At 65.6% G+C, this 14,265-nt stretch carries 14 protein-coding genes; all 14 read left to right on the plus strand.

Annotation, left to right across the window (positions count from 1 at the left end; all coding sequences use genetic code 11):
* Positions 1-4 precede the first annotated feature (4 nt).
* The 14 genes from O9335_RS14700 (at position 5) to O9335_RS14765 (ending at position 14,115) form a co-directional block, all read left to right on the plus strand.
* Positions 5-703 (plus strand): alanyl-tRNA editing protein, encoded by a 699-nt coding sequence (locus O9335_RS14700; RefSeq protein ID WP_298389430.1) that lies wholly within the window; start codon positions 5-7, stop codon positions 701-703.
* Positions 704-719: 16 nt separating this feature from the next.
* Positions 720-1,238: a GNAT family N-acetyltransferase gene (locus O9335_RS14705; RefSeq protein WP_298389432.1), complete on the plus strand. Its 519-nt coding sequence runs from the start codon at positions 720-722 to the stop codon at positions 1,236-1,238.
* An 18-nt stretch (positions 1,239-1,256) separates the two neighbouring features.
* Positions 1,257-2,156 carry an SMP-30/gluconolactonase/LRE family protein gene (locus O9335_RS14710; protein WP_298389434.1) on the plus strand — a complete coding sequence of 300 codons (900 nt, stop codon included), beginning with the start codon at positions 1,257-1,259 and terminating at the stop codon, positions 2,154-2,156.
* A 136-nt stretch (positions 2,157-2,292) separates the two neighbouring features.
* The gene (locus tag O9335_RS14715; RefSeq protein ID WP_298389436.1) at positions 2,293-2,793 is read left to right on the plus strand and encodes an ATP synthase subunit I; all 501 of its coding nucleotides are present in this window, start codon (positions 2,293-2,295) and stop codon (positions 2,791-2,793) included.
* Between the two features lie 7 nt (positions 2,794-2,800).
* Complete coding sequence (atpB, locus tag O9335_RS14720) at positions 2,801-3,670, plus strand: F0F1 ATP synthase subunit A (protein ID WP_298389437.1); 870 nt, start codon at positions 2,801-2,803, stop codon at positions 3,668-3,670.
* A 58-nt stretch (positions 3,671-3,728) separates the two neighbouring features.
* A complete protein-coding gene (gene atpE / locus O9335_RS14725) occupies positions 3,729-3,998 on the plus strand; it encodes a F0F1 ATP synthase subunit C (RefSeq protein WP_298389439.1) in 270 nt (89 codons plus the stop codon).
* A gap of 36 nt (positions 3,999-4,034) precedes the next feature.
* Complete coding sequence (locus O9335_RS14730; RefSeq protein ID WP_298389441.1) at positions 4,035-4,505, plus strand: F0F1 ATP synthase subunit B; 471 nt, start codon at positions 4,035-4,037, stop codon at positions 4,503-4,505.
* Between the two features lie 2 nt (positions 4,506-4,507).
* Positions 4,508-5,041, plus strand: a complete 534-nt coding sequence (locus tag O9335_RS14735) for a F0F1 ATP synthase subunit delta (RefSeq protein ID WP_298389443.1) — start codon at positions 4,508-4,510, stop codon at positions 5,039-5,041.
* A gap of 37 nt (positions 5,042-5,078) precedes the next feature.
* Entirely contained in the window at positions 5,079-6,632 is a 1,554-nt protein-coding gene (gene atpA, locus O9335_RS14740) for a F0F1 ATP synthase subunit alpha (RefSeq protein ID WP_298389445.1), read from the plus strand.
* 53 nt (positions 6,633-6,685) lie between these two features.
* Positions 6,686-7,564, plus strand: a complete 879-nt coding sequence (gene atpG / locus O9335_RS14745) for a F0F1 ATP synthase subunit gamma (RefSeq protein WP_298389447.1) — start codon at positions 6,686-6,688, stop codon at positions 7,562-7,564.
* A 28-nt stretch (positions 7,565-7,592) separates the two neighbouring features.
* Complete coding sequence (gene atpD / locus O9335_RS14750; RefSeq protein ID WP_298389449.1) at positions 7,593-8,999, plus strand: F0F1 ATP synthase subunit beta; 1,407 nt, start codon at positions 7,593-7,595, stop codon at positions 8,997-8,999.
* A gap of 125 nt (positions 9,000-9,124) precedes the next feature.
* Positions 9,125-9,544 carry a F0F1 ATP synthase subunit epsilon gene (locus O9335_RS14755; RefSeq protein WP_298389451.1) on the plus strand — a complete coding sequence of 140 codons (420 nt, stop codon included), beginning with the start codon at positions 9,125-9,127 and terminating at the stop codon, positions 9,542-9,544.
* A 70-nt stretch (positions 9,545-9,614) separates the two neighbouring features.
* Complete coding sequence (locus O9335_RS14760) at positions 9,615-10,463, plus strand: D-hexose-6-phosphate mutarotase (protein ID WP_298389453.1); 849 nt, start codon at positions 9,615-9,617, stop codon at positions 10,461-10,463.
* Positions 10,464-10,581: 118 nt separating this feature from the next.
* The gene (locus tag O9335_RS14765) at positions 10,582-14,115 is read left to right on the plus strand and encodes an alpha-1,6-glucosidase domain-containing protein (RefSeq protein ID WP_298389455.1); all 3,534 of its coding nucleotides are present in this window, start codon (positions 10,582-10,584) and stop codon (positions 14,113-14,115) included.
* Positions 14,116-14,265: the final 150 nt, after the last annotated feature.

The following is a 14,265-nucleotide window of genomic DNA, read 5'->3' on the forward strand; positions in this document are numbered from 1 at the left end:
GACCATGACCGACGAACTCTTTCGCGACGACGCCAACCTGCTGCATTGCGAGGCCACCGTGGTGGCGGTGGAGGAGGGTGGCGTGGTGCTGGACCGCACCGTGGCCTACCCCTTGGGGGGCGGCCAGGCGGGCGACACGGGCTGGCTGGTGCAGGGCGAACGCCGCTGGCGCCTGACCGACACCCGCAAGAGCAAGGCCCACCCCGGCGGCGTGCTGCACCTGCTCGAAGGCGAGCTGCCTTCGCTGGGCGCGGCCGTGTCCGTCGAACTCGACGCCGCGCGCCGGCAGGCGCACCGCCGTTTCCACACCGCCACGCACTTGCTGTGCGCGCTGCTGCCCTACCCGGTGGACGGCTGCTCCATCACCGACACCTACGCCCGGCTCGACTTCCACACCGACGAGCCTTTCGACAAAGCCGCCATCGAAGCCGGCCTGGCCCGCTTGGTGGGCGAGGCCCACCCCGTCCGCCACCGCTGGATCGACGAGGCCGAGCTGGACGCCAATCCAGGCCTGGTGCGCAGCATGAGCGTTCAGCCCCCGCGCGGCCTGGGGCGCGTGCGGGTGCTGGAGGTGGAGGGCGTGGACTTGCAGCCTTGTGGCGGCACCCACGTCGACAGCACCGCCGACATCGGCGCGCTGGTGGTGGCCAAGATCGAGAAGAAAAGCGCCAAGACCCGCCGCGTGGTGCTGCAGTTCGCCTGACTACACTCGCCGCGCGATGCCCGACGCGCCTTCTTTCCAGCTGCTGACCCCGAGTGCCGACGCCGACTGGGCCGAGGCGCGCGGCATCCTGCGCGAGTACGCCGCCCAACTCGGGGTCGACTTGTGCTTCCAGGGCTTCGAGCAGGAGCTGCAGCAACTGCCCGAGCACTACGCCGAGCCCCATGGGGTGTTCTTCCTGGCCATGCTGGATGGCGCCGTGGCCGGCTGCGGCGGCTTTCGGCCGCTGCCCGACGTCGACTACCCCAATGCGTGCGAGATGAAGCGCCTTTTCGTCCGCCCGGCCTTCCGCCGCTTTGGCCTGGGTCGTTTGGTGGCGCAGGCCTTGTTGGATCGCGCCTTGGAGTCGGGCTACTCCACCATGCTGCTCGACACCCTCGACGACATGGAGGCCGCGCGCGGGCTCTACGAAAGCTTGGGTTTTGAAGACATCCCGCCTTACTACTTCAACCCCATCCCTGGTGCGCACTACCTGAAGGCGGAACTGGGCGCACCGCGCCCGAGTTACTTCGGGTAACCCGCCCACAATCGGCGCATGCACGCCGACGACATCCGCCCTCTCACCGACCACCGCTGCCTGCTCGGCGAATCGCCTCTTTGGCACCCCGACGAGCAAGTCCTCTACAGCGTGGACATTCCTGCCCGCCAGGTGCTGCGCTGGCGTGAAGGTGCCGCAGCGCCCGACATTTGGCCGCAGGCCGCCGAGCCCGGATGCATCGCTGCGCGAGAGGGAGGCGGTCTCGTCGTGGCCCGGCGCGATGGCCTGTGGACCCTGGACCCCGCCACCGGTCAGCAAGAGCAACTGGCCCTGCCGCCTTACGACCCCGCCCAGCAGCGATACAACGACGGCAAGCCCGACGCCGCCGGCCGCTTGTGGGTGGGCGCATTGAGCGACGCCCGCCGGCCCGAGGCCGCGCTCTACCGAATCGATGCCAACGGAGCCACAGCCATGGTCGAGGGCATGGCGGTCGGCAACGGCTTGGCTTGGAGCCCCGACGGGGGCACGCTGTACGCCAGCGACACCAAGGCCCACACGATTTACCGGCACGCGTTTGACGTGACCACCGGCGCGCTGGGGCCACGCGAGCCCTGGGTCCGCTTCCCCGAGCGGCAGCCCGATCAGCCCTTGAGTGCCTATGGCGGACGTCCCGATGGCGCTGCCGTCGATCTCGAAGGCGCTTACTGGGTGGCCATGTTCGAAGGTCAGCGGCTGTTGCGGCTGTCGCCCGAGGGGAGGGTGCTGCAGGAGCTGCCCCTTCCTGTGCGGTGCCCCACCATGCCTTGCTTGGGCGGGGTCGATGGCCGCACCTTGTTCATCACCACCGCGCGCGACAAGCGGCCCGCAGAGGAATTGGTCGCGCAACCTTGGGCTGGTGCTGTGCTCACCCTGCGGGTCGACGTGCCGGGCCTGCCCGCGAACCGAGTGCGCCGGTAAGCCAGAAGCCTTTCCCCTCTGGCTAGAGAGGCCGGTCCAGGGTCAAGGATGGGTACTACGGGTTTCCACATATACTCCTTGGGTTTTGCTGACCGGCCTCGATGCCGGCCCGCTCAAAGCCGTGGAGACGCGCCCCGTGACCGACCGATCTCAGACTTCGGAACGTCCGATCCACTCAGGCTTCGATTCGGGTCCGTCGTCTGAGCCTGTCACCCCCTGGACCGCCGAGCAGGTGCGGGCCTTGGAGGCGCGGCACCCACCGCTGTCTCCCTGGCGGGTGGTGCAGGTTCAGGTGCTGGTCACGGTCTTGTTGGCGTTGGCTTGGTGGCTGTTTGGCACCGAGCCGGCGCGGCAGGTGCGCTCCACGCTGTGGGGTGCGGCTGCGGTGGTGTTGCCCCACGCCCTGATGGCTTGGGGCCTGCGCCGACCGGCCGTGCTGCCAGCCCAGGCGCTCCTGAGGTTCCTCGTGTGGGAACTGGTGAAAGTGGGCCTGGCCCTCGTCATCCTGGTGGTGGCGGCGGTCGGGTGGAGCCAGGACTTGAGCTGGCCGGCATTGCTGGCGGCGCTGGTTCTGGGTCTGAAAGTGCATGTTTGGGCTTTGTGGATGTTTGCAAAGCCAACCCAACCGATAACTTGAAGCGACGATGAGCAGCGAACAACACGCGCCCAGCGCCGGTGAGTACATCACCCACCACCTGCAGCACCTGCAAAAGAACTTCTCGTTCGAGAGCGTCAAGCAGACCAGCATCGTCGACTTCAGCCTGTTCAACCTGGACTCGCTGGTGTTCGCCACCTTGCTGGGTTTCCTGACCATCGCCTTCCTCTGGCGCGGTGCGCGCCGCGCCACTCCGGGTGTGCCTGGCCGTTGGCAAGCCGCGGTCGAGATCCTGGTCGAGATGGTCGACAACCAGGCCAAGAGCGTCATCCACAACGAGGCCAGCCGCCGCTTCATTGCCCCCATGGCGTTGATGGTGTTCGTCTGGATCTTCGCCATGAACTTCATGGACATGGTGCCGGTCGACACGCTCCCTTGGGTTTGGAGTCATGTGGGTCCGGCCATGGGTTTCAAGGATTACCTGCGCGTCCTGCCCACGGCCGACCTGTCGACCACCTTGGGCATGTCCAGCTTTGTGTTGCTGCTGTGCATTTACTACAACATCAAGATCAAGGGCTTGGGTGGCTGGGGTCACGAGTTGATCGCCGCGCCTTTCGGCAACCATCCTGTGCTGTGGCCCTTGAACTTCCTGATGCAAATGATCGAGTTCCTGGCCAAAACCGTTTCGCACGGCATGCGGCTGTTCGGCAACCTGTATGCCGGCGAACTCGTTTTCATGCTGATCGCTCTGATGGGTGGCGCATTTGCCCTCAACGCATTGGGCTTCAGCATGGCGGCCGGTCACGTCATCGCGGGCACGATTTGGACGCTGTTCCACATCCTCGTGATCGTGCTCCAAGCGTTCATCTTCATGATGCTGACGCTGATCTACCTGGGCCAGGCGCACGACGCGCACTGATCCCTGGCTTTCGTTCCTTCCTTTCCCTGTTCCCCTGACTTTTCTCTAGGAGATTGACATGCAAGAAATCCTCGGCCTCGTTGCTCTGGCCTGTGGCATCATCGTTGGCCTGGGTGCCATCGGCGCCTCGATCGGCATCGCCCTGATGGGTGGCAAGTTCCTGGAGTCGTCGGCCCGTCAACCCGAGTTGATGAACCAGCTGCAAACCAAGATGTTCATCTTGGCCGGTCTGATCGACGCCGCCTTCCTGATCGGTGTCGCCATCGCCCTGCTGTTCGCCTTCGCCAACCCGTTCGCCGCGACCCTGCTGGCCAACCTGCCGAAGTAATCGCCGCTTCCTTTCGGGCTTGAAAGGAGTTAAGCCGTGAACATCAACGCAACGCTGATCATCCAGTGGATCCCGTTTGCGATCCTCGCGTGGGTCACTGCCAAGTTCATTTGGCCGCCCATCGCGAAGGCGCTGGACGAGCGCGCGGCCAAGATCGCTGACGGTCTGGCTGCCGCCGACCGGGCGAAGGCCGAATTGGCCAACGCCAACAAGCGCGTGGACGAGCAACTGGCGCAGACGCGCAACGAGACGACCAAGCTGTTGGGCGACGCTGAAAAGCGCGCCGCGGCCCTCGTCGAGGACGCCAAGCGCAAGGCCGAAGAAGAGGGTGCCAAGATCATCGCCGCTGCCAAGGCCGAGGCCGAGCAGCAGGTGGTCCGTGCCCGCGAAGCGCTGCGTGAGCAAGTCGCCGTGCTGGCCGTCAAGGGGGCTGAAGCCATCCTGCAGAAGGAAGTCAACGCCGGCGTCCATGCCGATTTGTTGGCCCGCCTGAAGACGGAGCTGTAAGCATGGCCGAACTCGCCACCATCGCCCGTCCGTACGCCGAGGCGTTGTTCCAGGTCGCGCGCCAGCATGACCTGAACGCCTGGCGTGAGCAGATCGACGCGCTGGCCCTGGTGGCTGGTGACGCCGGCTTGCGCCAGTTCGCCGATCACCCGAAGACCCTGCCCGTGCAGGTCTTCGACGTGATGGTTGAAGCCGCCAAGCTGCCGCTGGCCGAAGGCATGCGCAACTTCTTGCGCACCGTCATCGACAACGGTCGCCTGGACGCCCTGCCTGCCGTTGCTGCGCAGTTTCATCGCTTGGCGAGCGAGGCCCAGGGCGTGGCCGAGGCGCAGGTCGAGAGCGCGTTCGCGCTCGACGCCGCCCAACTCGCCGACCTCTTGGCTGTGCTCGAAAAGCGCTTCGGCCGCAAGCTGACCGCCAACGTCACGGTCGAACCGTCCCTCATCGGTGGCGTGCGCGTCACGGTGGGCGACGAGGTGCTCGACACCTCCGTGCGCGCCCGCCTAGAGCGCATGAAGACCACGCTGACCGCCTGAACCTCAACCACCCGGCCCGTCCGGGCGGAGACACGACATGCAACTGAACCCTGCAGAAATTTCTGAACTGATCAAGAGCCGCATCGAAGGCATCGCCCCGAGCGCGGACATCCGCAATCAGGGCACCGTGGTGTCGGTGTCCGATGGCATCGTCCGCGTGCACGGCCTGTCCGATGTGATGCAGGGTGAGATGCTGGAGTTCCCCGCGGACGCCAGCGGCCAGCCCAGCTTCGGCTTGGCACTGAACCTGGAGCGCGATTCCGTCGGCGCCGTGATTTTGGGTGCTTACGAGCACATCTCGGAAGGCGACACCGTCAAGTGCACGGGCCGCATCCTGGAAGTGCCGGTCGGACCTGAGCTGATCGGCCGCGTGGTCAACGCGCTCGGCCAGCCCATCGACGGCAAGGGCCCGATCAACGCCAAGATGACGGACGTGATCGAGAAGGTCGCCCCGGGCGTGATCGCGCGCAAGAGCGTGGACCAGCCGGTGCAGACCGGCCTGAAATGCATCGACACGATGGTGCCCGTTGGCCGCGGCCAGCGCGAGCTGATCATCGGCGACCGCCAGACCGGCAAGACCGCGGTGGCGATCGACACGATCATCAACCAGAAGGGTCAGAACATGACCTGCGTGTACGTGGCCATCGGTCAGAAGGCCTCGTCCATCAAGAACGTCGTGCGCGCTCTGGAAGCCGCCGGTGCGATGGAGTACACGATCGTTGTTGCTGCCTCCGCTTCGGAATCGGCCGCCATGCAGTACGTGTCGGCCTACTCGGGTTGCACGATGGGCGAGTACTTCCGCGACCGCGGCCAAGACGCCTTGATCATTTACGACGACCTGTCCAAGCAGGCCGTGGCCTACCGTCAGGTATCGCTGCTGCTGCGCCGCCCTCCGGGCCGCGAAGCCTTCCCTGGCGACGTGTTCTATCTCCACAGCCGCCTGCTGGAGCGTGCCGCTCGCGTGAACGCCGACTACGTCGAAGCCTTCACCAAGGGCGAGGTCAAGGGCAAGACGGGTTCGCTGACGGCGCTGCCGATCATCGAGACCCAAGCCGGTGACGTGTCGGCCTTCGTGCCCACCAACGTGATCTCGATCACCGACGGTCAGATCTTCCTGGAAACCAACCTGTTCAACGCCGGCATCCGTCCCGCGATCAACGCGGGTATTTCGGTGTCGCGCGTCGGTGGCGCCGCCCAGACCAAGCTCATCAAGAGCCTGTCCGGTGGCATCCGCACCGACTTGGCGCAGTACCGTGAACTGGCCGCTTTCGCGCAGTTCGCTTCGGACCTGGACGCGACGACGCGCAAGCAACTGGACCGCGGGGCCCGCGTGACCGAGCTGCTGAAGCAGGCCCAGTACCAACCGCTGTCGATCAGCTTGATGGCCGCGTCGATCTACGCCGCGAACAAGGGCTACCTGGACGACATCGACGTCAAGAAGGTGCTGTCCTTCGAGCACGGCCTGCACCAGTTCCTGAAGACCAGCCACGCTGCGTTGCTGGCTTCGCTGGAGCAAAAGCAAGCCATGGACAAGGACGCCGAGGCCGAACTGAACAACGCGATCGCGTCGTTCAAGAAGTCCTTCGCTTGATCTGACGACCTAGAACGCGGGGCGAAAGCCCCGCGCTCCAACCAGGAGACGCTATGGCGGCAGGCAAGGAAATCCGCAACAAGATCAAGTCGGTCGAGAACACCAAAAAGATCACCAAGGCCATGGAGATGGTCGCGGCGGCCAAGATGCGCAAGGCGCAGGACCGCATGCGCACGGCGCGTCCGTACTCCGACAAGGTTGCGGCGATCGCGGGTCACCTCTCGATGGCCAACCCCGAGTACGTCCACGCGTTCATGCAGGCGAACGACGCGGGCAAGCCGGTCGGCATCGTCAGCGTGACGACCGACAAGGGCTTGTGCGGCGGCTTGAACACCAACATGCTGCGCGCGGTCACGAGCAAGCTGCGCGAGATCGACGCTGCCGGCAAGAAGGCCGAAGTGGTGGCGATCGGCAACAAGGGCCTGGGCTTCATGAACCGCATCGGCGCCACCGTCGTTGCCCATGCGACCCAGCTGGGCGACACGCCGCACCTGGACAAGCTGATCGGTCCGGTGAAGGTGCTGCTGGACAAGTACGCGGCCGGCGAGTTGTCGAGCGTGTACTTGTGCTTCACCCGCTTCGTCAACACGATGAAGCAGGAGCCGGTGCTGCAGCAGCTGCTGCCGCTCTCCAGCGAAAGCCTGCAAGAGAAAGCCAAGGCGACGCACGCCTGGGACTATCTCTACGAGCCGGACGCCCAAACGGTGATCGACGAACTGTTGGTGCGCTACACCGAGTCCCTGGTGTACCAGGCGGTGGCCGAGAACATGGCCAGCGAGCAAAGCGCACGGATGGTCGCCATGAAGGCCGCCACCGACAACGCGGGCACGCTGATCAAGGAACTCAAGCTGGTCTACAACAAGACCCGCCAGGCCGCGATCACCAAGGAACTCTCGGAAATCGTCAGTGGCGCCGCTGCCATCGGCGGTTGAGCACGACACGCAAGACAAGGAAATTCAAATGACTCAAGCTCAAGGCAAGATCGTTCAGTGCATCGGCGCCGTGGTTGACGTGGAGTTCCCGCGCGACCAGATGCCCAAGATCTATGACGCCCTCAAGATGGACGGCTCGACCCTGACCCTGGAAGTGCAGCAGCAGCTCGGCGACGGCGTGGTTCGCACCATCGCGCTGGGCTCGTCCGACGGCCTTCGCCGTGGTTCCGTGGTCTACAACACCGGCGACACGATCCGCGTGCCGGTGGGCAAGGCCACCCTGGGCCGCATCATGGACGTGTTGGGCAACCCCATCGACGAGCGCGGCGAAGTCAGCCACGAACTGACCGCCTCCATCCACCGTGCCGCCCCGGCCTACGACGAGCTGAGCCCGTCGCAAGACCTGCTGGAAACCGGCATCAAGGTGATCGACTTGATCTGCCCGTTCGCCAAAGGCGGCAAGGTGGGCCTGTTCGGTGGCGCCGGCGTGGGCAAGACCGTGAACATGATGGAGCTCATCAACAACATCGCCAAGGCCCACTCGGGTCTGTCGGTGTTCGCCGGTGTGGGCGAGCGCACCCGTGAAGGCAACGACTTCTATCACGAGATGTCGGACTCCAACGTGGTCGTCCAGGAGAACCTGAGCGAGTCCAAGGTCGCGATGGTCTACGGCCAGATGAACGAGCCCCCGGGCAACCGCCTGCGCGTGGCCCTGACCGGTTTGACCATGGCCGAAGCCTTCCGCGACGAAGGCCGTGACGTGCTGTTCTTCGTGGACAACATCTACCGCTACACCCTGGCCGGTACCGAAGTGTCCGCCTTGCTGGGCCGCATGCCCTCCGCTGTGGGCTACCAGCCAACCCTGGCCGAAGAAATGGGCCGCCTGCAAGAGCGCATCACGTCGACCAAGGTCGGCTCGATCACCTCGATCCAGGCCGTGTACGTCCCTGCGGACGACTTGACCGACCCGTCGCCGGCGACCACCTTCGCCCACTTGGATGCGACCGTGGTGTTGAGCCGTGACATCGCCGCGCTGGGCATCTACCCCGCCGTGGACCCGCTGGACTCGACCTCGCGCCAGATCGACCCGAACGTGGTCGGCGAAGAGCACTACAAGACGACCCGCGACGTGCAGGCCGTTCTGCAGCGCTACAAGGAACTGCGCGACATCATCGCCATCTTGGGCATGGACGAACTCTCGCCCGAAGACAAGCTGGCCGTGGCCCGCGCGCGCAAGATCCAGCGTTTCCTGTCGCAGCCCTTCCACGTGGCCGAAGTGTTCACCGGCGCCCCGGGCAAGTACGTGCCGCTGAAGGAAACCATCCGTGGTTTCAAGATGATCGTCGCTGGCGAATGTGATCACCTGCCGGAGCAGGCCTTCTACATGGTCGGCACCATCGACGAAGCCTTCGAAAAGGCGAAGAAGCTTCAGTAAGACTGCGCATTAGGGCCGGGGGCGTCGTTGCCGTGCTCAGTGGACGCGAGTCCACTTCCGCGCGGCGCCCAGCCCGCGACCCGACTGCTTGCTTCCTGAACCTTCTTCCACGCTAAGGACATTTCATGGCAACGATTCACGTCGATGTGGTGAGCGCCGAAGAGAGCATCTTCACCGGCGAGGCCCAGTTCGTCGCGCTGCCGGGTGAGAACGGCGAGCTCGGCATCCTGCCGCAGCACACGCCGCTGATCACCCGCATCAAGCCCGGTGCCGTGCGCATCCAAAAAACCGACGGCCAAGAAGAGTTCATCTTCGTGGCCGGTGGCATCTTGGAGGTGCAGCCTCACGGCGTGACCGTGCTGGCCGACACCGCCGTGCGCGGCAAGGACCTCGACGAAGCCAAGGCCGCCGAGGCCAAGGCCGCCGCCGAAGAGGCGCTCAAGAACGCCAAGAGCGACATCGACTTGGCGGCTGCCCAAGCCGAGCTGGCCACGTTGGCGGCTCAGATCGCTGCGGCCCGCAAGCTCAGGGGCATGAAGGGCTGATCTTGGCCGCTCACTGAGTACTTCAAGCCCGCTTTTGCGGGCTTTGTTTTTGAAATGTCGCAATGTGACCATGTCCTCCCTTCGGCCGCCCCATGAAACAGTTGTGAACCTCCAGGCGCGCGATGGCGCATGTGCAACGGTCGCCTTGCATGGAGGACACGTGCTGAGTTGGACGCCCGCAGGCGGACCAGAGCAGCTGTACCTGTCACCAACAACCCGCTATGGGGCAGGGGCCTCCATCCGAGGCGGTGTGCCGGTGATCTTTCCCCAGTTCGCCGAACAAGGTTCGGGCCCAAGGCATGGCCTGGCGCGCAACCGGGCCTGGACCGTGGAGCAGCAGGAGCAAGGGGCTGACGATGCGCTGGCGGTGCTGCGCTTGACCGACGACGAGGCCACGAGAGCCTTGTGGCCGCATGCGTTTGCTTTGGAGCTCACGGTGCGGATCAGTGGAGCCCAACTCGACTTGGAGTTGGCGGTGGAAAACACAGGCGACGCGCCATTCGAATTCCAAGCGGCCTTGCACAGCTATTGGCGTGTGCAGTCGTTGACCCAAGCCGTCGTGCAGGGGCTGCAAGGCTGCACCTATGCGGATCAGGTTCGCGGTGGGGCGCAAAACGTGCAGCACAGCAGCCGCTTGGAGTTGCTGGGTCAAGGGCCGGTCGATCGCATCGTGCAGGGGCTCCAGGGGCCCATTGGCTTGCTCGATTTGGCCGAGGTTCCGGCGCGCCGTCTTGGTTTGGTGCTGGAGGGCTTTGACGATGCCGTGGTCTGGAATCCGGGGCCGGAGCACGGCTTGCCGGACTTGCCGCCCGATGGGTGGCAGCACTTCGTTTGCCTGGAGGCAGCGCAAATCGCGCGCCGGGTGACGCTGAATGGCGGCGACACCTGGGTCGCACGTCAAACCGCGCGCTGCATGTAGTTTCAATACAGTTTCAGTCGGTTACAAGGTGAAATTCGCCAGCATCCTCGGATAAACCCGCCTTCCGACATGTAGTTTTACTCCACTAGCATTGCCACCCCGAGGGTTGGAGGCTGGTATGGCGATGCAAGGATGGCCGCGTTGGGCGGCCGCGTTCGGTTTGTTGTTGGCTTTGGCCGGCTGTGGGGGTGGAGGCGGTGGTGGCAGTGCTCCGCCGCCGGCGCCCACGCCCCCGCCTCCCCCGGATTCGCGCTTGGTGCAGGGCAATGCCGCTTTCCAAACGGTGCTGGCCGCTGAACAACCCGCGCCGCCTGCGCCGCCCACCGGCACCGATGCCACCTCGTTGACGGTGCACTACCAACGTGCCGACGGCGTCTACACCGGATGGCAGTTGCACACCTGGGGCGCTGCCGAGCCCGTGGAATGGAACAAGGGTCGCGACCCGAGCGGGCAGGACAGCTTCGGGGCCGTGTACGAGGTGCCCCTGAAGGACAAGAGCGGTGCCGTGGGTTACCTCTTCCACAAGCTGGACGAGAAGGACCACGGCAACGCCGACCAGAGCTACACGCTCAAGCCCGGCAAGAACGAAATCTGGCGCAAACAGGGCGACCCGGTCACCTACACCAGCCCGCCTGGGGGCGCGACCGCCGCGCCCGACATCACCACGGTGCGTGTGCACTACAAGCGCTACGCGGCCGACTACGCGGCCTGGGGCCTGCACCTGTGGCCCAGCAGCGGCATCGACGTGGCGCGATTGCCGGGCTTGACGCTGGACCAGTGGAACAACGCCGTGGCCTTCAGCGCCATGCCCGGCTACAGCCAGGGCAGTGGCGAGGTGGTCTTCGACGTGCCCGTGCTCAACCCCAAGTTGGACAGCAGCCGCAAGTCGGTGGAGTTCATCATCCACGGCCGCCCCCCCAACGAGAACGACAAAGACGGCCGCAACGACAACATCCGGGTCACATTCACCGACCTGAGCATCACCGGCCAAGTGGGCCATGTCTGGCTCGTGCAGGGTGACGCCACGGTCTACACCAGCGAACCCGACCTGCGTCGCGTCAGCCTCAGCGATGCGCGGGCCTTCTGGCTCAATCGGCAACTCATCCAGTGGCCCTCCAACGACGGCTCTGGCAGCGTCAAGCTCTACCACTCGGCCCAGGCCAAGTTGGTGGTGGGCAAGGGCGTGGCCGTGAGTGGTCACGATGGGGTGGTGACGCTGGAGCCCTTCGGCGGCACCGTGCCCAGCGCCACCGCCGACCGTTTCAAGTGGATCGGTGCGGGTGCGCGCTTCAAGCTGCCGGACGCCCAGGCCGCCAACTTGGGCAACTTGTTGAAGAGCCAGGTCGTCATCGTGCAAGAGGACGCCGAGGGCAAGGTGCGCAACGCCACCACCTTGCAGACGCCGGGTGCGCTCGACGACCTGTACGCTGCCGCCGCCAACGTGAACGACTTGGGCGTCACCGTGGCGGGGGGCAGCACCCGCTGGAAGCTGTGGGCCCCCACGGCGCAGAAGGTCTTGGTCTTCACCTACCCGAACGCCACCGGCGAGGCTGAGGCGGTTCACGACGCCACCTTCGATGCGGCCACGGGCGTGTGGACAGCCACCGCCGCCAGCGACCTCACCGGCAAGACCTACCGCTTTGGCGTCGAGGTGATGGTGCGCGGCGTGGGCTTGGTGCGCAACTTGGTGACCGACCCCTACTCCGTGTCCCTCACGGCCGATGGCAAACGCTCCGCCGTCGTCAACTTGGCCGCGCCTGCCACCAAGCCTGCGGGGTGGGACGCGAGCACGCCGCCGGCCAAGGTGGTGGCCACGCCGGACATGAGCATTTACGAGCTGCATGTTCGGGACTTCTCGATCAACGACACCAGCGTCAGCGGCGCCAACCGCGGCAAGTACGCGGCCTTCGCCGAGCCGGCGTCCAACGGCATGAAGCACCTCAAGGCCTTGGCCGACGCGGGCTTGACCGATGTGCACCTGCTGCCGGCCTTCGACTTCGCCTCGGTGCCTGAAGCGGGATGCACCTCGCCCAGCCCCGCCGGCGGGCCCGCCGACGAAACGCAACAAGCCGCCGTGGGCGCCACCCGCGAGGGCGATTGCTTCAACTGGGGCTACGACCCGCAGCACTTCAACGCGCCGGAGGGCTCGTACAGCAGCGACGCCAACGACCCGGTCAAGCGCGTGCTCGAGTTCCGCACCATGGTGAAGGCCCTGCACGATGCTGGCCTGCGCGTGGGCATGGACAAGGTCTACAACCACACCAGCACCAGCGGCCAGCGCGAGCGCTCCGTGCTCGACCGCGTCGTGCCGGGCTACTACCAGCGCCTGAATGGCGATGGCAACGTGGAGACCAGCACCTGCTGCGAGAACACGGCCACCGAAAACCTGATGATGGGCAAGCTGATGAGCGACTCTGCGCTCTTGTGGGCGCGCGAGTACAAGGTCAGCTCCTTCCGCTTCGACCTGATGGGCCACCAGCCGCGCGCGGCCATGGAAGCCATCAAGGCGCGCTTGAAGGCCGAACTGGGTCGCGACGTGCAGATGTTCGGGGAGGGCTGGAACTTTGGCGAAGTGGCCGATGGCCGACGCTTCGTGCAGGCCAGCCAACTGAGCTTGAACGGCAGCGGCATCGGCACCTTCAACGACCGCATGCGCGATCAGGTTCGGGGCTCCAGCTTCGGCGAGGGCGAGTCTTTCGTCGGCAATCAGGGCTTCGTCAACGGGGTCTTCTTCGATCCCAACCTCTATGGGGGCGGCAAGAACCGCGGCGATCTGATGTGGGCCAGCGACGTGATCAAGGCCGGCTTGGCGGGCTCCATCCGCAGCTACGTGCTGACCACCCACTGGGACGCCACGCAGCGCCTGGATGCCCTGGGTGGGCAAACCATCGGCTACGTGACCGATCCGGGTGAGGTGGTCAATTACGTCGAGAACCACGACAACCACACCCTGTTCGACCTGAACGCCTACCGCTTGCCGGTGACGACCAGCCGCGAGGACCGGGCGCGCGTGCAGATCTTGGCCGCCGCCATCAACACCTTTGCGCAAGGCGTGGCCTACTTCCATGCGGGCATCGACACCCTGCGCAGCAAGAGCGGCGACCGCAACAGCTACGACTCGGGCGACTGGTTCAACAAGATCGACTGGACCTACACCGACAACAACTTCGCGGTCGGCGCGCCGCCCAAGGGTGAAAACCAGGCCAACTACGCGGTGCTCAAGCCCTTGCTCAGCAACTCGCTGATCAAGCCGACAGCCACCGAGATCGCCTGGACCCGCGACGCCTTCCGCGACTTGCTGAAGATCCGCGCGAGCACCACGCTGCTGCGCCTGCGCACGGCCGACGACATCAAGACCCGCCTGCGCTTCCACAACACCGGCAGCACGCAGGAGCCGACCGTGATCGCCGCCAGCATCGATGGCAGCGGCTACGCCGGCGCCAACTTTGCCGAGCTGGTGTACCTGGTCAACGTGGACAAGAGCGCCAAGACGCTCACCATCGACGCCCTCAAAGCCAAGGGCTTCCAGTTGCACCCGGTGCACCGCGCCGCAGGGGCGGCCGATCAACGGGTGGCCACCGGAGCCACCTACAGCAGCGCGACCGGGGCCTTCACCGTGCCGGCGCGCTCGGCCGTGGTGTTTGTGCGCTGAGGTCCGGCGAGGGACGGGCTCTTGGCGCGGGGGGTGGGGCGGGTGGGTGGGCCCCCCCCCCCACCGCTCCCCCGAATGCGGGTGTCGATGGGCCAGACACCAGACCGTGCTTTGCCCCCGGGCCAGCCCCCCCGGGGCCCCAGGGGCGTG

It is taken from the genome of Inhella sp., assembly GCF_027532025.1.
In the GTDB taxonomy this organism is placed as follows: Bacteria; Pseudomonadota; Gammaproteobacteria; order Burkholderiales; family Burkholderiaceae_C; genus Inhella.

Coding starts and splice junctions, on each gene's coding strand:
- O9335_RS14710 (WP_298389434.1), top strand. CDS start 1,257: ATGCACGCCGACGACATCCGCCCTCTCACCGACCACCGCTGCCTGCTC.
- O9335_RS14755 (WP_298389451.1), top strand. CDS start 9,125: ATGGCAACGATTCACGTCGATGTGGTGAGCGCCGAAGAGAGCATCTTC.
- atpE (WP_298389439.1), top strand. CDS start 3,729: ATGCAAGAAATCCTCGGCCTCGTTGCTCTGGCCTGTGGCATCATCGTT.
- O9335_RS14705 (WP_298389432.1), top strand. CDS start 720: ATGCCCGACGCGCCTTCTTTCCAGCTGCTGACCCCGAGTGCCGACGCC.
- atpD (WP_298389449.1), top strand. CDS start 7,593: ATGACTCAAGCTCAAGGCAAGATCGTTCAGTGCATCGGCGCCGTGGTT.
- O9335_RS14700 (WP_298389430.1), top strand. CDS start 5: ATGACCGACGAACTCTTTCGCGACGACGCCAACCTGCTGCATTGCGAG.
- atpA (WP_298389445.1), top strand. CDS start 5,079: ATGCAACTGAACCCTGCAGAAATTTCTGAACTGATCAAGAGCCGCATC.
- O9335_RS14760 (WP_298389453.1), top strand. CDS start 9,615: ATGTCCTCCCTTCGGCCGCCCCATGAAACAGTTGTGAACCTCCAGGCG.
- atpG (WP_298389447.1), top strand. CDS start 6,686: ATGGCGGCAGGCAAGGAAATCCGCAACAAGATCAAGTCGGTCGAGAAC.
- O9335_RS14735 (WP_298389443.1), top strand. CDS start 4,508: ATGGCCGAACTCGCCACCATCGCCCGTCCGTACGCCGAGGCGTTGTTC.
- O9335_RS14765 (WP_298389455.1), top strand. CDS start 10,582: ATGGCGATGCAAGGATGGCCGCGTTGGGCGGCCGCGTTCGGTTTGTTG.
- atpB (WP_298389437.1), top strand. CDS start 2,801: ATGAGCAGCGAACAACACGCGCCCAGCGCCGGTGAGTACATCACCCAC.